This is a genomic window from Rhodococcus sp. DMU1 (genome assembly GCF_012272955.1).
In the GTDB taxonomy this organism is placed as follows: domain Bacteria; phylum Actinomycetota; class Actinomycetes; order Mycobacteriales; family Mycobacteriaceae; genus Rhodococcus; species Rhodococcus aetherivorans.
In genome coordinates, this window is the sequence record NZ_CP050952.1 from 94,086 (window position 1) to 112,466 (window position 18,381).

At 63.9% G+C, this 18,381-nt stretch carries 17 protein-coding genes; 13 read left to right on the forward strand and 4 right to left on the reverse strand.

Annotation, left to right across the window (positions count from 1 at the left end; genetic code table 11):
- Window positions 1-311: 311 nt before the first annotated feature.
- Entirely contained in the window at window positions 312-806 is a 495-nt protein-coding gene (locus HFP48_RS00420; RefSeq protein WP_268778314.1) for an alanine racemase C-terminal domain-containing protein, read from the forward strand.
- Here the strand turns inward: HFP48_RS00420 and HFP48_RS00425 are convergent.
- The 4 genes from HFP48_RS00425 to HFP48_RS00440 form a co-directional block, all read right to left on the reverse strand.
- Complete coding sequence (locus tag HFP48_RS00425) at window positions 721-2,064, reverse strand: MFS transporter (protein ID WP_168578847.1); 1,344 nt, start codon at window positions 2,062-2,064, stop codon at window positions 721-723. The two genes, HFP48_RS00420 and HFP48_RS00425, sit on opposite strands and share 86 nt — an antisense overlap.
- A 183-nt stretch (window positions 2,065-2,247) precedes the next feature.
- Entirely contained in the window at window positions 2,248-3,027 is a 780-nt protein-coding gene (locus HFP48_RS00430) for an alpha/beta hydrolase (RefSeq protein WP_168578848.1), read from the reverse strand.
- Window positions 3,028-3,142: 115 nt separating this feature from the next.
- Window positions 3,143-4,459, reverse strand: coding sequence for an MFS transporter (locus tag HFP48_RS00435; RefSeq protein WP_168578849.1), 1,317 nt, complete (start codon window positions 4,457-4,459; stop codon window positions 3,143-3,145).
- Window positions 4,460-5,091: 632 nt separating this feature from the next.
- Window positions 5,092-5,823, reverse strand: coding sequence for a GntR family transcriptional regulator (locus HFP48_RS00440; protein ID WP_006931474.1), 732 nt, complete (start codon window positions 5,821-5,823; stop codon window positions 5,092-5,094).
- Window positions 5,824-6,103: 280 nt separating this feature from the next.
- Between HFP48_RS00440 and HFP48_RS00445 the strand changes: the two genes are divergently transcribed.
- The 12 genes from HFP48_RS00445 to HFP48_RS00500 all read left to right on the forward strand — a co-directional run bounded on the left by HFP48_RS00445 (window position 6,104) and on the right by HFP48_RS00500 (window position 18,293).
- Window positions 6,104-7,609 carry an aldehyde dehydrogenase family protein gene (locus tag HFP48_RS00445; protein ID WP_168578850.1) on the forward strand — a complete coding sequence of 502 codons (1,506 nt, stop codon included), beginning with the start codon at window positions 6,104-6,106 and terminating at the stop codon, window positions 7,607-7,609.
- Between the two features lie 31 nt (window positions 7,610-7,640).
- Complete coding sequence (locus tag HFP48_RS00450; RefSeq protein ID WP_050034293.1) at window positions 7,641-8,753, forward strand: NDMA-dependent alcohol dehydrogenase; 1,113 nt, start codon at window positions 7,641-7,643, stop codon at window positions 8,751-8,753.
- Window positions 8,754-8,971: 218 nt separating this feature from the next.
- Window positions 8,972-10,150, forward strand: coding sequence for a thiolase family protein (locus HFP48_RS00455; RefSeq protein ID WP_168578851.1), 1,179 nt, complete (start codon window positions 8,972-8,974; stop codon window positions 10,148-10,150).
- Window positions 10,147-10,548 carry a Zn-ribbon domain-containing OB-fold protein gene (locus HFP48_RS00460; RefSeq protein ID WP_081636920.1) on the forward strand — a complete coding sequence of 134 codons (402 nt, stop codon included), beginning with the start codon at window positions 10,147-10,149 and terminating at the stop codon, window positions 10,546-10,548. Before HFP48_RS00455 ends, HFP48_RS00460 begins: the two co-directional genes overlap by 4 nt.
- The gene (locus HFP48_RS00465; protein ID WP_072633852.1) at window positions 10,545-11,681 is read left to right on the forward strand and encodes a CaiB/BaiF CoA-transferase family protein; all 1,137 of its coding nucleotides are present in this window, start codon (window positions 10,545-10,547) and stop codon (window positions 11,679-11,681) included. Before HFP48_RS00460 ends, HFP48_RS00465 begins: the two co-directional genes overlap by 4 nt.
- On the forward strand, window positions 11,681-12,619 hold the full coding sequence (locus HFP48_RS00470) for an SMP-30/gluconolactonase/LRE family protein (RefSeq protein ID WP_168578852.1): 939 nt from the start codon (window positions 11,681-11,683) through the stop codon (window positions 12,617-12,619). Before HFP48_RS00465 ends, HFP48_RS00470 begins: the two co-directional genes overlap by 1 nt.
- Window positions 12,616-14,298 carry an AMP-binding protein gene (locus HFP48_RS00475; protein ID WP_168578853.1) on the forward strand — a complete coding sequence of 561 codons (1,683 nt, stop codon included), beginning with the start codon at window positions 12,616-12,618 and terminating at the stop codon, window positions 14,296-14,298. Before HFP48_RS00470 ends, HFP48_RS00475 begins: the two co-directional genes overlap by 4 nt.
- 5 nt (window positions 14,299-14,303) lie before the next feature.
- Window positions 14,304-15,470 carry an acyl-CoA dehydrogenase family protein gene (locus HFP48_RS00480; RefSeq protein ID WP_072633855.1) on the forward strand — a complete coding sequence of 389 codons (1,167 nt, stop codon included), beginning with the start codon at window positions 14,304-14,306 and terminating at the stop codon, window positions 15,468-15,470.
- A gap of 3 nt (window positions 15,471-15,473) precedes the next feature.
- Window positions 15,474-15,866: an OB-fold domain-containing protein gene (locus HFP48_RS00485; protein ID WP_049904081.1), complete on the forward strand. Its 393-nt coding sequence runs from the start codon at window positions 15,474-15,476 to the stop codon at window positions 15,864-15,866.
- Window positions 15,863-17,008, forward strand: a complete 1,146-nt coding sequence (locus HFP48_RS00490; protein ID WP_006931494.1) for a thiolase family protein — start codon at window positions 15,863-15,865, stop codon at window positions 17,006-17,008. The genes HFP48_RS00485 and HFP48_RS00490 overlap by 4 nt, the downstream gene beginning before the upstream one ends.
- Entirely contained in the window at window positions 17,005-17,502 is a 498-nt protein-coding gene (locus tag HFP48_RS00495; protein WP_050034299.1) for a hypothetical protein, read from the forward strand. The genes HFP48_RS00490 and HFP48_RS00495 overlap by 4 nt, the downstream gene beginning before the upstream one ends.
- Window positions 17,499-18,293: an SDR family NAD(P)-dependent oxidoreductase gene (locus tag HFP48_RS00500; RefSeq protein ID WP_050034300.1), complete on the forward strand. Its 795-nt coding sequence runs from the start codon at window positions 17,499-17,501 to the stop codon at window positions 18,291-18,293. Before HFP48_RS00495 ends, HFP48_RS00500 begins: the two co-directional genes overlap by 4 nt.
- Window positions 18,294-18,381 lie beyond the last annotated feature (88 nt).

An 18,381-nucleotide genomic window follows, 5' to 3' on the forward strand; every position in this document is an offset into this window, starting at 1 on the left:
CTGGGATAACGATGGCGCTCCCAGCACCGCATCTCTGAAGGACCGACGACCTGTCATCGAAGCCTGTGTGAACCTCGACCCCGTCTCCCGCAGCACGATGGCCCTGTCGGCTCCGACCCCGTTGGCGTCGTCGATGGCGGCAGTCGAGCCAGACGCGTACAGCCACCGTGCGGTGCAAGATCGCGGTCAGTAGCGGTGGCACGGCACGGGACCGCCGCGAGGGACCAGGTGGCGGTCAACTGCGAACGTTCACCTCGAGCAGGTGCCGCGGTGACCTGCGTTTCGATCCGGTCCATGCCGACCTCGGTCGGGTGGCAGAGAGGGACTGTTCGGTCGCTCTGCTGCCCGTGGGGCACGCGGACGGGAGCTCGCGTGCGCTGGGCCGCAGTATGCCGGTGCTGCTGGGCGGTAGGTGGCGCCCTCGGATCGGGCTGGTGTGCATGGATCGGATTGTGGTCTACCTCGGGACGGACACCGATGTCACGGAAGGAGATCGTGCGGTGTTGTTCGAGGAACTGAGGGCACCACCGGGGGCGCGCATCGGTGGGCTCGCGCGTTCGGAACGACCCCCGCCGAGATCCTCGGCGGACTGCGTAGTCGGATCGAGTGGCGTTATATCATTGGCGCGCAGCATATTTCCGGTTCAGAGCGCCGCGGGTGCGCTGTCCACCGAGCGGACGGAACAGCACACCCGCGGAAATTGTCGTGAGTGCCGGTCAGTTAACGTGTCGCACCGAGCCGGTGTTCCCGGTCGGTATCGGCCGGTCGCTGCCCGGCATCGTCGATCGCACATGGTCTCCTGCTGAGCGCGATCGTCGAGACGGCCCCAGCCACGCTCCAGAGTGCGAGCCAGGTGCAGATCAGCCAGGTGGAGTGCGTCCAGCTATAGAACAGCGTCGCCATGAAGGGGGCGGTGCCGCCGATGACGCTGACCGACAGCGCCTGACTCAACGCGACGCCGCTGAACCGGACATCGGCACTGAATCGTTCCGCGAGGAAGGCCGGCTGCGGGGCTTGCAGTGCCGAATGCACCACCGCCAGCATGAAGGTGATACCCAAGAACGCGGCCCAGCCCGATCCGGTGTTCATCAGCGCGAACAGCACGAACCCTCCGAACAGGGCGGTGAAGCACCCGGCGAGAAGGACAGTACGGCGTGAGAACCGGTCACTCAGATGACCGGATACCGGCAGACTTATCAAATAAACGATCGATGCGGCGAGCAGTGCATTGAGCATCGTGGTACGGCTGATATCCAGGATGGTGGTGCCGTAGGAGACGGCATAGGTGGAAACCAGATAGAACAGGATGCCTCCGGGAGCAATGACGCCCGCGGCCCATGCGACGTCCCGCCATTGACTGCGCAGTAGTGTGCGCACCGGGGTGCTTTGCTGGGCCGATGCGGTCTGCAGTTCGGTGAAGTCCGGGGTTTCCTCGACGCCGAGGCGAATGAACATCGAGATGGCGAAGAGTCCGGCGCTGAGCAGGAACGGAATCCGCCATCCCCACGTTTCGAAAGCGTCGCCGGAGATGTGGTCACTGACGGTGACGGCGATGGTCGACAACAGGAGTCCACCGGGCACCCCCATCTGGACGGTGCTGCCATACAGCCCGCGCCGGCGCGGGGGTGAATGCTCGACGAGCATCAGTGCAGCTCCACCCCACTCTCCGCCCATCGCGATGCCTTGCACGAAACGGAGAGTGACCAGCAGGAGCGGTGCAAGCCAGCCGACTTGCTCAAATGTCGGAAGTATGCCGATCAGAACCGTTGCGGTGCCCATCATCAACAGCGAGACCACGAGCGTCTTGCGCCGGCCGACCTTGTCACCCATTCCGCCGAAGAGCACGCTGCCCAATGGCCTCGCCAGGAATCCCACCGCGAAAGTCGCGAAGGAGGCGAGGGTCCCCGCCAGCGGGCTGTATGACGGGAAGAACAGGGGTCCGAACACGAGGGCTGCGGCGGTGCCGTACAGGAAGAAGTCGTAGTACTCGAGTGCGGTGCCGGCGAATCCTGCTGCAGTTACACGAAGCATCTTTGTGGTGGAGCGCTTTTCAGGCACGCTCATGATGGTTCCTCCAGAGAGAACAGTAATGTGAGGAAGCGGCAACCGTTGCGTAGTGCACGGTTTCCGGGAGTCGGGCAACGTTCACGCGGACTGTCCTCCGTCGATCATGATCGGCACCGGTGACGACGATGCTCGACGGGAGACCAGGTAGTCCACGGATGCTCGATGACCGTCCGGCCGGATCTACCAACGCGGTAGGGCATCGAGGAAGGTCGTCAGCGCGGTTGTCACGGCATCGGGGCTTTCTTCAGTCACCAAGTGACCCGCGCCTGGGATTCGGGCAAAGGCCGAGCCCGGTATCCGGGCATGCATCCGTTCGGCAGCTGCAATGTCGATGCCGTTGTCGTCCTCACCGTGCACGATGAGGGTCGGGATCTCTATCTCCGGCAGGCGGGAAAGGCGTTCGTGCTTGCCGATCCACGAGTTGTATTCGCCCCACACCGACCGCGATGGTCTGGTCCGCCACTTGCGCACCCACGAATCGACCAAATCGGGACGGTTCGCGATGGCCTGCGGGCCGAAAATGATGGGAACGAAGGTTTGTGCGAAGCTTGCGGAGATGGGGGCTTCGCTCTTCATGGGTCGGAATACATCGGCGAACCGAGCCTTCTCCTCGCTGGTATAGGCGTCAGCCATCGTGTCCATCAGGACCAGCCCGGCCAGCCGTTCAGGGTGCTTCAGGGCCAGTTCGATCGCCATGAAACCGCCCACGGACATTCCCACCAGTACGAATCGGTCGATTCCTGCTCGGGCGGCCACCTCCAGGCAATCGGAGACCAGCGAGTCGAGGTCGTAGTCGGTGGCATATTCCGATGTTCCGGCCCTGCTGGTGTAGGCGAAGGTTCGGTAGCGATCGGCCAGAGCAGCGGTTTGCTCGGTGTACATGGTCCGATCCAGGAGCGTGCCGTGGGAGAAGAGCACCGCTGGTCCGTGTCCCTGGTCTACAACGTCGAAAACCTTCATCGGCTCTTCCCTTTCATGTCATTGGGCCTGAGGCGGAGGGCCGAGGCTCGGGGAGGTTGTGTTCGACAACGGCGGCGAAATCCTCCGGATCGCTCGGAGTGTGCGGGGGAGCATGTCAGTGCAGCAGGTCTTCGAGGTTGGAGTTGAGCGCCTTCGGTCGCGGAACCAGCCACAGACCGATCAGCGCGATCAGCGGCAGTACGGCACCAAAGACGATGACCAGTACATTCCAGCTGTAGACGGTCAGCAATGGAGCGACGATGAGCGCAAGAGTTCCGTAGCTGGCCCACAACATGCCAGAACCCCATGCTCCACCCGTGCCACGAATACGGGTGGGAAAGGCTTCTTGCAAGAAGTTCGAGGATCCGCCCCATAGCCCGATGGTGATCAAGACGTAGACGACGAACCAGGGCAAGATCGTCGACGGTGTGGCCAGGTACACCATGAAGATGGCGCAGACAGATCCGAGCACCCCGACGGACGTGAGGGTGTAGTGGGCGCCTTTGCCCCGCGTGAGGAAACTGGCGGCGAGGATGGTGACGATACCGAGCCAGTTTGCCCAGGTTATTGCGCGGTTGGCCTCGAGAAACGAGATGTCCTTCGCCTGCAGGAAGCTCAGTCCGAAATAGGACATGATGGCGTATTGGGGCACGATGAAGAGGAAGAACAGAGTTACTCCGATGGTGCGGCGACGCATATCCGCTGCCCACAGCTGAGCGAGCACACTTTTCTCCGTCTTGGCGACGTCAACGTGGAACTTGCTCGCCCCCGTCCGACGGGCATGCTGGAGGTCCTGGAAGTGCGGTGTTTCCTTGATGACGAAGAAGACCGCGATACCGAAGGCCAAGGGGAGTACGCCGACGATCCAGAACACCGCCCGCCATCCCATGCTGGCTGCGATGTGTTCGGAGAAGAAGGCCGATGTTCCGAATCCGATGGCCCACCCCACTGGTACGGTCCCGGTCATCCATCCCCGGTGCTTCGCAGGTACTGACTCGGCAATGAGCACGGTGGCCAGTCCCCACGAAACGTACCCGACTGTTGCGATCGACCGCATTACACCGAATGACACAGTGTTCCAGGAGAATCCAGCAAGAATCGTGAACGCAGAGCAGATTGCGATAGCTGCGACGAAGAGTGGCTTACGACCGAACCGGTCCGTCAACGGGCCGATGAGGAACATGGCGATGACGCCGCAGGTGAAGAATCCGGCCGCATAGATGTACCCGACGGCATTGTCGGAGAACCCCAGACTCTGCTGGATGAGGGGATAGCTCGTGGGGAAAATCGCGGCGTCGGCGGCGATGGTCGCGTAGCCGAGCACCCCGAGCACCATGACAGCCCAGTGGTAGGGCCTCAGACGGTTGCTCTCCGCGGAAAGTGGAGTGGATGGGCGTTCGCGCAAACCATCGTCGATGGCTGTTTCTGGCATCGGGGCTCCTGGGGACATCGAGGAGGAGGGGATCACGCAGTGGCGTGCGCCACACAGTCTGCGGTTTTTTGCATCATTTATCAAGTGTGCAGCCACGAGGGAGGTCGGGAGTGGCACGTATGACCGCTCTGAACTGGTACTTTTACCGACAGGACAGTGCGGCTAGGGTTCAGGTCGACGAATATCCCCCGGATATTTGATACAAGTTACCTGCTCCTACGGGGAAGGAAGGTGGGGGAGTGCCGACACCCCGGCCGATCGCTGTCACTCGCGGAACGAGACCGATCTCGGCGCAGCGGATGGTCCGTCCTCCACCGTGCCATGAGGGGCCCGGCGTTCAGACGGGCTGGATGACCGGCAGCCCGACGCGCGGCTCTTCACATCCGTGGTCAGCTCACCGCGTTTCTTCCCACGTCGATGGCGCGGGCCCTGGACGCGCTGGACATCATCGAACGGTCGAGAGCGCAAGTTACGCGCGCGTACACGGGCCGAAGCCATCGCGCTGGGATGGATGCAGCAGCAACTCGACCTGCCGAGTTTCGGACGCACTCGCCCGCCAAATCACCGGCCGGTTCACCGTCTCAGCCCGGCCGGTGACCTGCGCCGTCTTCCGACGTGTCTGTTCGCCGTCCTCAGTCGTCGTCGGCGAGGATGCCGTCGCGCTTGAGCTTGGCTATCACGTACTCGCCCTCGAACTGAACGTGTTCGCGCGACGCAGCTTCCGCTGCTGCCCCGTCCCCACGCTTCAAGGCGTCGAGCATTTTCTGGTGACTCCGAGTGGCTTCGGGACTCGCGCCGGGCGGTGCCTCGTACACGGCCCGTGGCAGGTTCTTGGCCAGCTGCCGCAGCACCGACAACAGGCGCCGGCTGCCACCCGTCTGATTGATGAGGGCGTGAAACTCCCAGTTCAGGTTATGAAGCACGTCAGGATCGTCGCTGTTCTGCATGAGTTCGTGTAGCTCCTGCAACCGGGCAAGCGTTGGCTGGGTGATACGGGACGCGGCGCGTCGTGACGCGAGCCCCTGCACCATTCCGTAGATTCGGTAGTGATCGTCGATGTCCTCGCGCCGGATGGGGACAACATAGGAACCGCGATGCGGCTCGGAGTCGATCAATCCTTCGGCCTCGAGAGTGATGAGCGCTTCCCGAACCGGCAGACGACTGACGCCGAGATCTTTGGCGATTTGGTCCTGCGGCACTCGCTGTCCCCGAATCAGAGACCCGTCGAAGATCATATTCTTGATGTAGTCGACGACCTGACCACTCATGTTTCGTCGCGCCACCTGCGGACGAGCGTCCTCACGCCGGCCACCGTTCTGTGCAGCACGAATCGGTAGATCGATTCCGGCGTCAGACGCAGTCATCTCGACTCCTAATTTGATCAATCATCAACACGGGCTAGTGTACGTGATCCGTAGGGGGCACCGCTGACGCATCGCCGTGTGCAACACGCCGCCGCACGCCAATCGTCCCCCAAGTAGCGCATCGACGGCTCTGAACAGCGGGTTTGTGCAGTTCGTCAGCCGACCGCTTCTCCTGGCTCGACACTTCGCTGTCCGCGGCGCCGGGGCCGGACTCGACTTCGAGGCCACTCGGGCGTAACGTGAGTCACATCTGATGTATCACATATCCAATCTGAGAGGCATGATGACACCCATCGCATCGACCGATCACCTTCTCTCCTCGGCTGTCGTCAACCGCCTGAAGACCGCCCCGCACGTCTTCATCGATGGCGGACAGCGCGCAGCGCGCAGCGGCGAGGAGATGCCCGTCTTCGACCCGGCAACCGGGCGCCAGATCGCGGTTGCGGCTTCCGGAGGAGTGGACGACGTCGCCGACGCGGTCGATGCGGCCCGGCGCGCGTTTGCCGAGTCGGCCCCGTGGCGGCAGATGAGCCCCCTCGACCGCGGACGCATCCTCCACCGGATCGGCGATCTGATCTACCAGCACGCCGATGACTTCGCTCAGCTCGAGGTCCTCGATGCAGGGAAGGTCCTCGGCGCAGCACGAAACATCGATGTCGAGTTCGCCGCGCGGGCGTTTCACTACTACGCCGGCTGGCCCACCAAGATCGTCGGTTCGACCGTCCCGGTATCTCATCCGAGTATCCACGTGCGCACCGAACGCGAACCGGTCGGAGTGGTGGGCGCGATCACCGCATGGAACTTCCCACTTCTGCTGTGCGGATGGAAGATCGGCCCCGCACTTGCCTCCGGGTGCACGATGGTCCTCAAGCCTTCCGAAGAAACGCCCCTGTCGGCGTTGTGGCTGGCGGAACTCGCCGGCGAGGCCGGACTGCCCCCCGGCGTGCTCAACGTCGTTCCCGGCACCGGCGGGACCGCTGGTCAAGCCTTGGTTGCCCATCCTGGGGTCGACAAGCTCACATTCACCGGCTCGACGAAGGTCGGCAAGCACATCGCTCGCCAAGCCGCGGCCGACGTCAAACGGGTGACACTCGAACTTGGTGGCAAGTCCGCCAACATCATCCTGCCCGACGCCGACGTGACGGAGGCGGTGACCGGTTCTGCGGGCGGCATCTTCTGGCACTCCGGTCAAACCTGCAGCGCACCATCACGATTGTTTGTACACAGAGACATCCATGACGAGGTCGTCGAGCAACTCACCGCGATCGCCGGGCAGTTGAGGATCGGACATGGGCTCGACGAGGGTGTCGATTTCGGCCCTTTGGTCAACAATGCGCAACTCGAGCGCGTCCGGGGATACGTCGAACGTGCAAAAATCAAGGGCGCCAAGGTCTATCAGGCTGCGCAGGTTCCCGGCGATCTGACCGGGCACTTCCACCCCCCGACGATCATCGCCAATGCGACCGACGACATGGAATGCGCACGTGAGGAGATCTTCGGTCCGGTTGTCGTCGTTCTCGCCTTCGACCACATCGACGAGGTCATCGAGCGGGCGAATGCCGGCGACTACGGCTTGGCCGCGGGTATCTGGACGACGAATGTGAATACCGTCCAGACGATGACGCGCAGACTGCAGGCCGGGACCGTCTACGTCAACGGCTGGGGGCTGACCGATCCAGCAGCTCCGTTCGGCGGGTTCCACCAGTCGGGCTACGGCCGTGACCTGGGCCCGGACAGCCTCGACGGATATCTGGAAACCAAGTCCGTATGGACCATGCACAGCTGAGAAAATCCTTCGAACGACGATCGGAAGAACAATGAAGACACGCGCCGCCGTACTGACCGCACCCCACGCCCCGTTCGAAATCATGGAACTGGACATCGACGATCCCGGGCCCGGGGAGGTCATGCTGCGAATGTCCGCGGCTGGACTGTGCCACTCGGATCTGCACATGATGGACGGAGATCTGTCGGTGCGCTATCCGATGGTGGGAGGGCACGAAGCCGCGGGCATCGTCGAGAAGATCGGCCCAGGCGTGAAGAAGGTCGCTGTCGGAGACCACGTGGTCTGCAGCTTCACCCCGAGTTGTGGCATCTGCCGGTACTGCTCGACCGGGCACCAGAATCTCTGCGATGCCGGATCGACAATTCTCGAAGGCAGCATGCCGGACGGCACCTTCCGCCTACACAAGGACGGCACCGACTACAGCGCCTTCTGTATGCTCGGCGCCTTCTCGGAACTCGCGACCGTGTCCGAGTACTCGGTCGTGAAGGTCGACGACTGGCTTCCCCTCGACTCTGCAGTGCTCGTTGGGTGCGGCGTCCCGACCGGATGGGGCACCGCCGTCAATGCCGGCAACGTTCGCCCCGGTGACACCACCGTGATCTACGGCATCGGCGGATTGGGCGTCAATGCGGTTCAGGGTGCGGTGCACGCCGGAGCGAAGTACATCGTCTGTGTTGACCCCGTCGAATTCAAGCGAGACACCGCGCTCAAATTCGGAGCGACTCACGTCTTTTCCAACGCCGAGGAAGCACATGCGAAGGTCAATGAACTCACCTGGGGCCAGGGTGCCGATCAGGCCCTCGTGCTGATCGGCACCATGGACGAGGAAACCATCACCGCAGCATTCAAGGTGATCGGGAAGGGCTCGACGGTCGTGGTCACGGGCGTGTCCAATGCCGCCAACCTCACCGTCCACGTGTCGGGCCAGGAAATGGTGTTCATGGAGAAGACCATCAAGGGCACTCTGTTCGGTTCGTCGAACCCGCAGTACGACATCGTCCGGCTATTGCGACTCTACGATGCAGGACAGCTCAAACTCGACGAACTCATCACCACCCGTTACAAGCTCGCCGAGATCAACCAGGGCTATCAGGACCTGCGAGACGGTAAGAACATCCGCGGAATCATCGACTTCTCACTCTGAGCGCTTCTACCGCGGCCGCTTGGGGCTTCCGGTCCCTTCCAAGGGACCGGAAGGTCGCCGTGGCATGCTCGCACATCCGGTGAACTCACTCTTAGCCCAATGCCTCAGCAGCACAAAGGTATACGGTACAACCCTCACGTCCGCCCTCTTGCGAAAACACCGCGGGCATGTCACAGTGAATTTGTCCGTACGTATCATTTATCAAATCGGGAGTTGTAGTGCAGACGCACCGTCACGCAGATCGCGCCGCACTTCGCGCGGCCACCGCAGTGGTTGGGGTCGGCACGACCGAATTCGGCAATTTCCCGGGTTCCTCCGCCGACGATTTGGGCTTGACCGCCCTCGAGGCTGCACTCGCCGATGCCGGACTCACCACGCGCGACCTCGACGGCTTGATCGTGAACCGGGTGAGTAGCTACGAGGTGGTGGCCTCGCGGATGGGAATTGAACCCCGCTGGTCGGCGCAGCTGCCGGCGGAGGGACGCATGACCGGCGTCGCCATCCAGATGGCGGTGCTGGCCATCGCTACCGGAGTGGCCTCCACCGTCGCGCTGGTGTACGGCAACAACGGGCGCTCGGGTGGGCACACCTATGGAGGCGGCGGCGCGAGCGCCAGCGCGGCCGCCGAGGGATACGGCACCAACCCGGCGTTGACCCTGCCGTATGGGATGACCTCGCCCGGAGCCTTCTACGCGATGATGTTCCAGCGGCACTGTGCGCAGTACGGCACCACCGCCGAACAACTTGCGCAGGTTGCGGTCACCCTGCGAGAGCACGCATCGCGGAATCCGCAAGCCGTATTCAAAGATCCCATCTCACACAAGATCTACCTCGAGTCCCGTTTCATCGTCGAACCGCTGAAGATCTACGACTACTGCCTGATCAACGACGGCGGCGTGGCCATGATTCTCACCTCAGCGGACCGGGCCCGCGACTGCGCTCAACCACCCGTTCACGTCCTGGGGTTCGGACAACAAGGGCAGCTGCGCAACTCCGATTTCCCGCCGGACGACTTCTGGCGCGAGGCAATCGGCACCGCCGGGCAACAAGCGTATGCAATGGCCGATTGCACTCGGGCCGACGTGGACGTCCTGATGGCATACGACAACTTCAGCCCCAATGTGCTCTTTACCTTGGAGGGCCTCGGATTCTGCGCTCCCGGCGAGTCCGGAGCATGGATCCAGGACGGCCGCATCGGACTGCGCGGTGAACTGCCGATCAACACTTCCGGCGGACATCTGTCGGAAAGCTACATGCAAGGGTGGGGGCTGAACGTCGAGGCCATCCGCCAGTTGAGGAAAACGTGCGGCGACCGCCAGGTGCACGATGCGACCATCGCTCAGTACCTGTGCGCCGCTCCCGTGGTGACCTCGGTCGTGTACGGAGCACAGGCATGAACCCCCGCTATTCGTTGACCGCCCACCTCGAAGGACTGGCCCGGCACGAGCTGTTGATCAGCGCATGCGCAGCCTGCGAAAACCATCAGTTTCCCCCGAAAGCGGCCTGCACTCGCTGCGGAAACACGGAAAGCCCGCAGTGGACCACGGTGAGCGGTGAGGGCCGGTTGTGGTCCTACGCCGCCTTCCACAGGACTTACCTGACCGACTTCTACCTGCCGAGCCCGTACGTCGTCGCGGTCATCGAACTCGACGAGGGCGCCAGGATCTACGGCAACGTCGTCGGCGCGCCGATGTCCTCTCTCCGGATCGGGCAGCGAGTCCGCGCCGACTTCACCACCATCGACGACGGAGAGTCGCACCTGATCTTCGTCGCAGCCGACAAGGAAGGCACATGACCGACACAGCCCCCTCCCTCGGCCCGCTCCGTGGACTGCGCGTCGTCGAGATTGCCGCACTCGGGTCGGCACCGTTCGCCGCGATGATGCTCGCCGACGCCGGCGCGGAAGTTCTGCGCATCAACCGGCCCGGGCAGCGCACCGACGACCCCGGCATCCTCGGCCGGGGACGGACCGCACTGAGCCTCGATCTGAAGGACCTACACGATCGCGACCGTGCTCTGGAGGCCATCGACCACGCCGACGTACTCATCGAAGGATTCCGGCCGGGCGTGATGGAACGGCTTGGGCTCGGACCCGGCACCTGCCTGAACCGCAACCCGGCCTTGATCTACGCCCGAATGACCGGCTGGGGGCAGGACGGACCACTCGCCGCTACCGCTGGGCACGATATCAACTACCTGGCCCTGACCGGTGCCCTCCGGTCCATCGCCCGCCAGGGCGAAGTCCCTGTTCCGCCACTGAACCTCGTCGGCGATTACGGCGGCGGCGGGATGCTGCTGGTCACCGGAATCCTCGCCGCACTCTACGAGCGGGTATCCAGCGGTACCGGCCAGGTCGTCGACGCCGCAATGATCGACGGAACCAGCCTGCTCATGAGCGGTATCTGGAACCGTAAGGCCACCGGGAACTGGTCGGGCGAACCCGGCACGAACAGCATCGACAGTGGTTCGCACTTCTACAACGTCTACCGGACCGCGGACGACGCCTTCATGGCCGTGGGCAGCATCGAGCCGCAGTTCTACCAGCGACTGCTCCTCGGTCTCGGGCTCGCCGACGCCGACCTACCGGCACAGCACGACCGGGCGCAGTGGCCCGCCATGAAGGACCTGTTTGCGCGAATCTTCCGGATGAAAACGCGCGCAGAATGGACACTGGTTTTCGCCGAACTCGACGCGTGCGTATCCCCCGTTCTCGCGCTCGACGAGGCGGTGACCGATCCGCATATGCAGTTTCGGAACACCCTCGTCCGTGGTGATCGCGTCGAGCCGGCGCCCGCTCCCCGCTACAGCAGAACACCGGGCACCGCCGGTGGCCGCGGCGAGAACACAGAGCCAGCCGAGACCCTGATGACGCGTTGGGCGTCGACCGTCCGCGCGGCACCGGCGACAATCAGAACAGGACAGCACTGATGGCGGCACCGACAATTATCCGCAGAACAGTCCACGACGGCCTGACACTCGGGAAGAACATCGGTTTCACCGAGGGGCCCGTATGGACCACAGACGGCCGATTGTTCGTCACGAGCGTCAGTCGAGGCGCGCTGTACGAGATCTTCCTCGACGGGCGCCCGGCTGTGGCAGTCGCCGAAACCGGTGGTGGACCCAATGGCATGACGCTCGGCTGCGACGGGCGACTGTGGATCACCCAGAATGGTGGCGGCGCGATGCCCACCCGATCACAGGTGCCGGTCTCGCCGTCCATCCAGGTCTGGGATCACCGGGCGGCCGCCGCGCCGAGCACCATCTTCAACGGAAGGGTTCACGCTCCGTCGGATTGTACGTTCGGACCGGACGGCGCCCTCTGGTTCACCGACCCGAACGGCCACGACTTCGGCAGCGCAGCCCTGCCGGGTCGCGTCTGGAGGTACGACCCCGCGGCCGATCACGCCTCAGTCGTTCTCGACGACGTCTTCTTTCCCAACGGCATCGCGTTCGGGCCCGACCCGGAACACCTGTATGTCGCCGAGACCGCTCGTAATCGGGTACGCCGCTATGTGGTCACAGCACACAGCGCGACCGTCGATCATGACTTCCCGCAAATCACCGTCTCGACCCCCGACGGCATCACCATCGACGCTCAGGGCGGTCTGTGGGTAGCAGGCAGCAAATCGGGAAAGGTCACCTACTTCGACTCGACCGGCCAGATGTGTGAGCAGTTGGCGATCGGTGTAGGAACGATGCCCACCAGCGTCTGCTTCGCCGGCGACGCGCTCGACCGTCTGATCGTCACCGTTGCCAAGGGCGGGCGCGTACTCGCCTTCCCTGTCGAAACCTCCGGCTTACCCGCCCCGCCTGCTTCTCCGGCCCCACCCGATTCGTCGCCTGCACACCGCGAGGAACTCCAATGACCGCATCAGCTCCTGCCGCTCGCACCTGGGGGGCCCTGCTGCACGAAATGGCCGACCGCTTCCCCACCCGGGCCGCGATCTCGTTCGAAGGGACGGCCACCACCTTCGCCGAACTCGATCACAGGGTCAGCCAATGGTCGAAGGCGCTGCTGGCCATGGGAATCGGCCGTGGTGACTCGATCGCAATACTGGCCGGAAACCGCCCCGAATGGTTGTACACCGCGATGGCCGGGGCGCGGATAGGCGCAGTTGTCGTGCCCATCAACACCTGGTACAAGACCGATGAGCTCGCGTACGCGCTCGACCACGGTGACGTGAAGGTCCTGCTGTTCTTCGATCGGCTTCGCGATACGGACTACGTTCCCATCGTCGCGGGCACCGTCGCGGCGGTCACCGAGGCACCCGGCCCCGACGGCATACTCCATGACACGAAACTGCCGGCCTTGCACCACGTCGTCGAGCTCGGGCAGCACCGCCTCCCGGCTGCCGTATCGCTCCGTCAGTTCCTCGGCTGCGGAGAACAGATCAGCGACGACGCGCTGGCCGATGCGGAAGCCGCAGTCGAGCCGGACGACCTCGCGTACCTGATCTATACCAGCGGCAGCACGGCGCGACCGAAATGTGTCGCGCTCGAACATCACCACGCCATCGTCAACACCTTCAACATCGGCGAACGGCAGGCGCTCGACGAACACGACCGGTCGTTCCTCGCGACACCGCTGTTCTACGGACTCGGTGTCATCCAGGCCCTCGGCGCGACCTGGACCCACGGCGCCTGTGTGGTTCTCATGGAGGTGTACGAACCGGGCCGAGCCCTCGAACTGCTCGAACGTGAGCGCTGCACCGCGTACTACGGGCTCGGAAACATGACCCGAAGCCTCGTCGACCATCCCGACTGCGCTCGCCGCCAACTCAGCCTTCGCAAGGGTGTCCTCGGCCTGAGCAAGGCGGACCGTCGACTCGCCCGCACCGAACTCGGGCTGACCCTGGGCACCAGCATTTATGGATTGACCGAGTCCTACGGGTTGTGCGCGCTGACCGATGCCCACGACCCCGTCGAGCGGGCCGAGGACACCATCGGGCGTCCCCTCCCCGACTGGGACATCCGCATCGCCGACCCGGATACCGACGAGCCCGTACCGACCGGTGAAATCGGACAGATCCTGATCCGCGGCCACGTCATGCGGGGTTACTACAAAGATCCCGACCGCAATCGCGAGGTCATGACACCCGACGGCTTCTTCCGCACCGGTGACCTCGGATACATGGACGAGCACGGATACCTGCACTTCCACTCCCGGCTCTCGGAGATGATGAAGCCCGGCGGCATCAACGTCAGCCCACTCGAAGTGGAACTTCTGGTGGGGGAGATCGCCGGCGTCCGCGAAGTGCATGCCGTGGGCATTCCCGACATCGCGCGCGGGGAGGCGATCGTTGTCTTCGTCGACGCCGACCGAGACGACGTCACCCTCGACCGGATCCAGGACCACGTCCGCAGCAGAGCCGCCAAGTACAAGGCCCCGCACCACGTGATCTACGGAACCAGTGCCAGTTTCCCGCGGGTCGCGAGCGGCAAGGTACCCAAGGCCCGCCTGCGCGAACTTGCGCTCACCGAACTCGGGCTCGACGCCGCCGGGATGCCCACCCCGGCGGTTGACACTCCGCTCTCCGACCACTGACGCAGATGGACTCTCACGTGAATATCGACATCCCCGAGGAAGAACAACTCCTCGTCCAGACCGTCCGCGACTTCATCGACCGCGATGTGAAGCCAGTCGTACACGAGATGGAACACCAGAACGAGTACCCCGAGGAATTCATCGAACAGATGAAGAAGATCGGCATCTACGGACTGGCCATTCCCGAGCAGTTCGGGGGCGCTCCGGTTTCGATGCCGTGCTACGTCCAGGTCACCGAGGAGCTCTCGCGCGGCTGGATGAGCTTGGCCGGCGCCATGGGCGGTCACACCGTCGTCGCGAAACTGCTCACCACCTTCGGAACCCCCGACCAGAAGGCCACCTACCTTCCTCGGATGGCCACCGGCGAACTGCGCGCGACCATGGCCCTGACCGAACCCGGCGGCGGATCCGACCTCCAGGCGATGCGTACCCATGCACGCCTCGAACGGGACGAATACCTCGTCAACGGTTCGAAGACCTGGATCAGCAATGCGCGCCGCTCCGGCCTCATCGCCCTGCTCTGCAAGACCGACCCCCAGGCCACCCCGACGCACAAGGGCATCTCCATCCTGCTCGTCGAGCACGGCCCCGGACTGACCGTCTCGCGTGACCTCCCCAAGCTCGGATACAAGGGCGTCGAGAGCTGCGAGCTCTCCTTCGACAACTTCCGAGTTCCCTCTTCGGCCGTGCTCGGCGGCGCCGAGGGCCACGGCTTCGCCCAGATGATGAAGGGCCTCGAGACCGGCCGGATCCAGGTCGCCTCCCGCGCCCTCGGGGTCGGCCGCGCCGCGCTCGAAGACGCGCTGCAATACGCACAGGATCGGCAGTCGTTCGGCAAGCCGATCTGGAAGCATCAGGCAATCGGTCACCAACTTGCGGACATGGCAACCAAACTCACTGCCGCGCGTCAGCTGACCATGTTTGCCGCCAGTCGATTCGACGCCGGACTCCGATGTGACATGGAGGCGGGAATGGCGAAATTGTTCGCCTCCGAGACCGCGATGGAGGTCGCGCTGTCCGCGCTGCGCATTCACGGCGGATACGGCTACTCGACCGAGTACGACATCGAGCGGTACTTCCGCGACGCCCCCCTGATGATCGTCGGCGAGGGTACGAATGAAATTCAGAAGAACATCATTGCAGCGCAGCTGGTCCAGAGAGGCGGAATGTAGCCCATGACTTCCACGGGTTCACCACTGAGAAGCGACGTTGTCAGCTTGGAGCCCCAGGGCCTCAAGGGTATCGCCTGCCGGGCGTGCAGCCGGCGTTCGTTCCCGGAGCGGCCGCTGTGCCCCATTTGCGGCGCCGACGCCGTCGACAACGTCCTGCTGGCCGACCGAGGTCGAGTCACCAGCTGGACCATCGTTCACCAGGCTCCGCCCCCGTTACAGACGCCCTACACCTTGGTGACCGTCGATCTCGACGACGGTGTCCGGTTGTTGGGCGCGGCGACAGGCACCGTCGCGATCGACGACGAAGTTGCCGTCGAGTTGTTTACGTTGAAGACCGATTCCTCCGGAGAACCACTGTGGTGGTACCGATTCCGGGGCACCGAGGAGAACCGATGAGCGAGACCTACATCGCCGGCGCCGGCATGGTGCGATTCGGCAAATACCCCGTCGACATCACGTTCGAGAAACTCGCCGTCGGCGCTGCCCGCGAAGCGATGTCCGACGCGGGCGTGACCACCAAGGATATCGAATCCGTCTACGTCGGGCACGTGTTCGGCGGCCCGGTCGCCGGCCAACGCGTCGCGGCGCAGATGGGTCTTGGCGGGCTTCCCGTCTCCAACCACGAAAATTACTGCGCCAGCGGGGCGACCGCGATCCGCGAAGCGTGGATCGCGATCAAGGCCGGGCTGTATGACATCGTCTTGGTCATCGGTGCGGAGAAGATGACCGACCGTGTCTCCGGCGGCGTCATGCCCGACCCGACGGACCTCGATGCCATCAACGGCCTGGTCATGGCCGCCAATCATGGAATGAGTGCGCGGCGGTATATGTCCGACCACGGTGCCACTCGCGAGCAGATCGCCGCGGTGGCCGTGAAGAATCACGCCCACTCGGTGCACAACCCGTTCGCTCAATACCAGCGACCGATCAGTTTGCAGGAAGTTCTCGACGCCCGCACCATCGCCGAGCCACTGGGACTTCTCGATTGCAGTCCCATCAGCGACGGTGCCGCCGCAGTGGTTCTGTGCAGTGCGGCCGGTCTCGCCAGACTAGGGCGTTCATCAGCTCCGCGTATCGCCGGCTGCGCCCTGGTCAGCGGCAAAATCGTCACTGCCGACACCAACCTCAACGACGAGGACGTCTCTCGTCGAGCGGGTGAACAGGCGTGGAACATCACCGGATACGGGCCGGAAGACATCGACCTGGTGGAGATGCACGACTGCTTCACCATCGCCGAGATCGTGCGCCTGGAAGGCCTCGGCGTCGTCCCGGTCGGTGAGGGTGGGCGATGGACAGAGAGCGGTAACACCTCGATCGGGGGCAAACTTCCCGTCAACGCCAGCGGCGGCCTCCTCAGCCGTGGACACCCGGTGGGTGCCACCGGCGTCGCGCAGATCTGCGAGCTCACCTGGCAACTCACCCACCGAGCCGGTAGACGGCAAGTCGACGAAGCGAACGTCGGGCTCGCCTATTGCAAGGGAGGCACCGTCAGCGGCACCGACGGTGGCTCGGTCACAGTCCTGCTGGTGACGCGATGACTGCCTCCACGGTCACTACAATCGACCTCACCGATCCCGCGAACCCCGCCGACGTAGCCGCCTCCCCGGTAGTGGTGCTCGTCTTCCGCGGCGCAGACGGTGATCAGACGCTCGACACCGCAGACCTCGAGCATGCGGTGGCACATCCGCTGCTGTCCGCGTTCTCCGCCGTTCAGCATCACTGGCCGTCGATAACCGAAACACACGGTCGCGGTCGGGTGGTCGTCCTCGCCCCCGCGTCTGCGGCCCTGGGGGATCCGCTCAGACCATTGGATTGCGCGGTTACGGGGGCTCTGATCAGCTTCGTCCGGTCGGTCGCGATCGAGTTGCAGCGGCACGGCGGTGCCGCGAACGCGATCTTCTTCGACACCGACCCCAACGAGCCGGCCGTTACCGAGCTGATCGCTACGGTGACCGCTGAGCATGCCACTGCGGTGACCGGCCAAGAAATTTACGCCGCCAATGGCGCCGACCTCGGGAGGCTGCACCCATGAACCCCGACCACCAGCAATCCACGCCGCGTGCTCGTGTCGCCTTCATCACCGGCGCTGCGGGCGGCATCGGACGGGGTATCGCCGAACACCTGGCCGAACTCGGATACAGCCTAGGGCTGTCGGACATCTCCGAAGTTGCGTTGCAAACCGTAGCGAACGACATCGCCGACGCAACCGGTGTAGCTGTGTCGGCCCGAGCCGCAGACCTCGCCGACCGGCAGTCCATACAAGCCGCCGTCGATGCCACCGTCGCCGATCTCGGTGGACTCGACGTTCTGGTGAACTGCGCGGGAATCCTCAAGGACGCCCGCATCGAGAAAATGGACCCCGCGGTTTTCCGCCAGGTCATCGAGGTCAATCTGATCGGGATGCTGACCACCACCGCCGCAGCTCTGCCGGCGCTGCGCTGCTCAGGAAGTGGCCGGATCATCTCGTTGACTTCGCGTGCCTGGCTGGGCAACTTCGGCTCCACCAACTATGCCGCCTCCAAGGGTGGGATCGCCGGCGTGAGTAGAAGCCTGTCGTTGTCCCTGGCGCCCGACGGCATCACCGTCAACTGCATTGCACCCGGGTTCATCGAAACACCGATGTCGAATTCGATGCCCGCCCACATCCTCGATCGGGTCCGGCACTCCATCCCGGTCGGCCGGGTAGGACGGCCCATCGATGTGGCCCGCGCGGTTGCCTTCCTCGGCGACGCCAACGCCGGTTACGTGACCGGACAGAGCATTCCGGTATGCGGGGGTCGAAGCATCAGCGGCTCGATCAGAAGGGACACCGTCTCCGCGTAACGAGAAGACCCGTCCGGACATTGCGCAGAAGACCGCCCTTTCAGCTGAAGTCAAAACACCACGAAAGGGTCAGCATGCCTTCCAATCC

Bases quoted from the DNA above. Each gene is read 5' to 3' on its own strand.
- HFP48_RS00425 (WP_168578847.1), bottom strand. From the start codon at position 2,064: ATGAGCGTGCCTGAAAAGCGCTCCACCACAAAGATGCTTCGTGTAACT.
- HFP48_RS00430 (WP_168578848.1), bottom strand. From the start codon at position 3,027: ATGAAGGTTTTCGACGTTGTAGACCAGGGACACGGACCAGCGGTGCTC.
- HFP48_RS00435 (WP_168578849.1), bottom strand. From the start codon at position 4,459: ATGCCAGAAACAGCCATCGACGATGGTTTGCGCGAACGCCCATCCACT.
- HFP48_RS00440 (WP_006931474.1), bottom strand. From the start codon at position 5,823: ATGACTGCGTCTGACGCCGGAATCGATCTACCGATTCGTGCTGCACAG.
- HFP48_RS00445 (WP_168578850.1), top strand. From the start codon at position 6,104: ATGATGACACCCATCGCATCGACCGATCACCTTCTCTCCTCGGCTGTC.
- HFP48_RS00450 (WP_050034293.1), top strand. From the start codon at position 7,641: ATGAAGACACGCGCCGCCGTACTGACCGCACCCCACGCCCCGTTCGAA.
- HFP48_RS00460 (WP_081636920.1), top strand. From the start codon at position 10,147: ATGAACCCCCGCTATTCGTTGACCGCCCACCTCGAAGGACTGGCCCGG.
- HFP48_RS00465 (WP_072633852.1), top strand. From the start codon at position 10,545: ATGACCGACACAGCCCCCTCCCTCGGCCCGCTCCGTGGACTGCGCGTC.
- HFP48_RS00470 (WP_168578852.1), top strand. From the start codon at position 11,681: ATGGCGGCACCGACAATTATCCGCAGAACAGTCCACGACGGCCTGACA.
- HFP48_RS00475 (WP_168578853.1), top strand. From the start codon at position 12,616: ATGACCGCATCAGCTCCTGCCGCTCGCACCTGGGGGGCCCTGCTGCAC.
- HFP48_RS00480 (WP_072633855.1), top strand. From the start codon at position 14,304: ATGGACTCTCACGTGAATATCGACATCCCCGAGGAAGAACAACTCCTC.
- HFP48_RS00485 (WP_049904081.1), top strand. From the start codon at position 15,474: ATGACTTCCACGGGTTCACCACTGAGAAGCGACGTTGTCAGCTTGGAG.
- HFP48_RS00490 (WP_006931494.1), top strand. From the start codon at position 15,863: ATGAGCGAGACCTACATCGCCGGCGCCGGCATGGTGCGATTCGGCAAA.
- HFP48_RS00495 (WP_050034299.1), top strand. From the start codon at position 17,005: ATGACTGCCTCCACGGTCACTACAATCGACCTCACCGATCCCGCGAAC.
- HFP48_RS00500 (WP_050034300.1), top strand. From the start codon at position 17,499: ATGAACCCCGACCACCAGCAATCCACGCCGCGTGCTCGTGTCGCCTTC.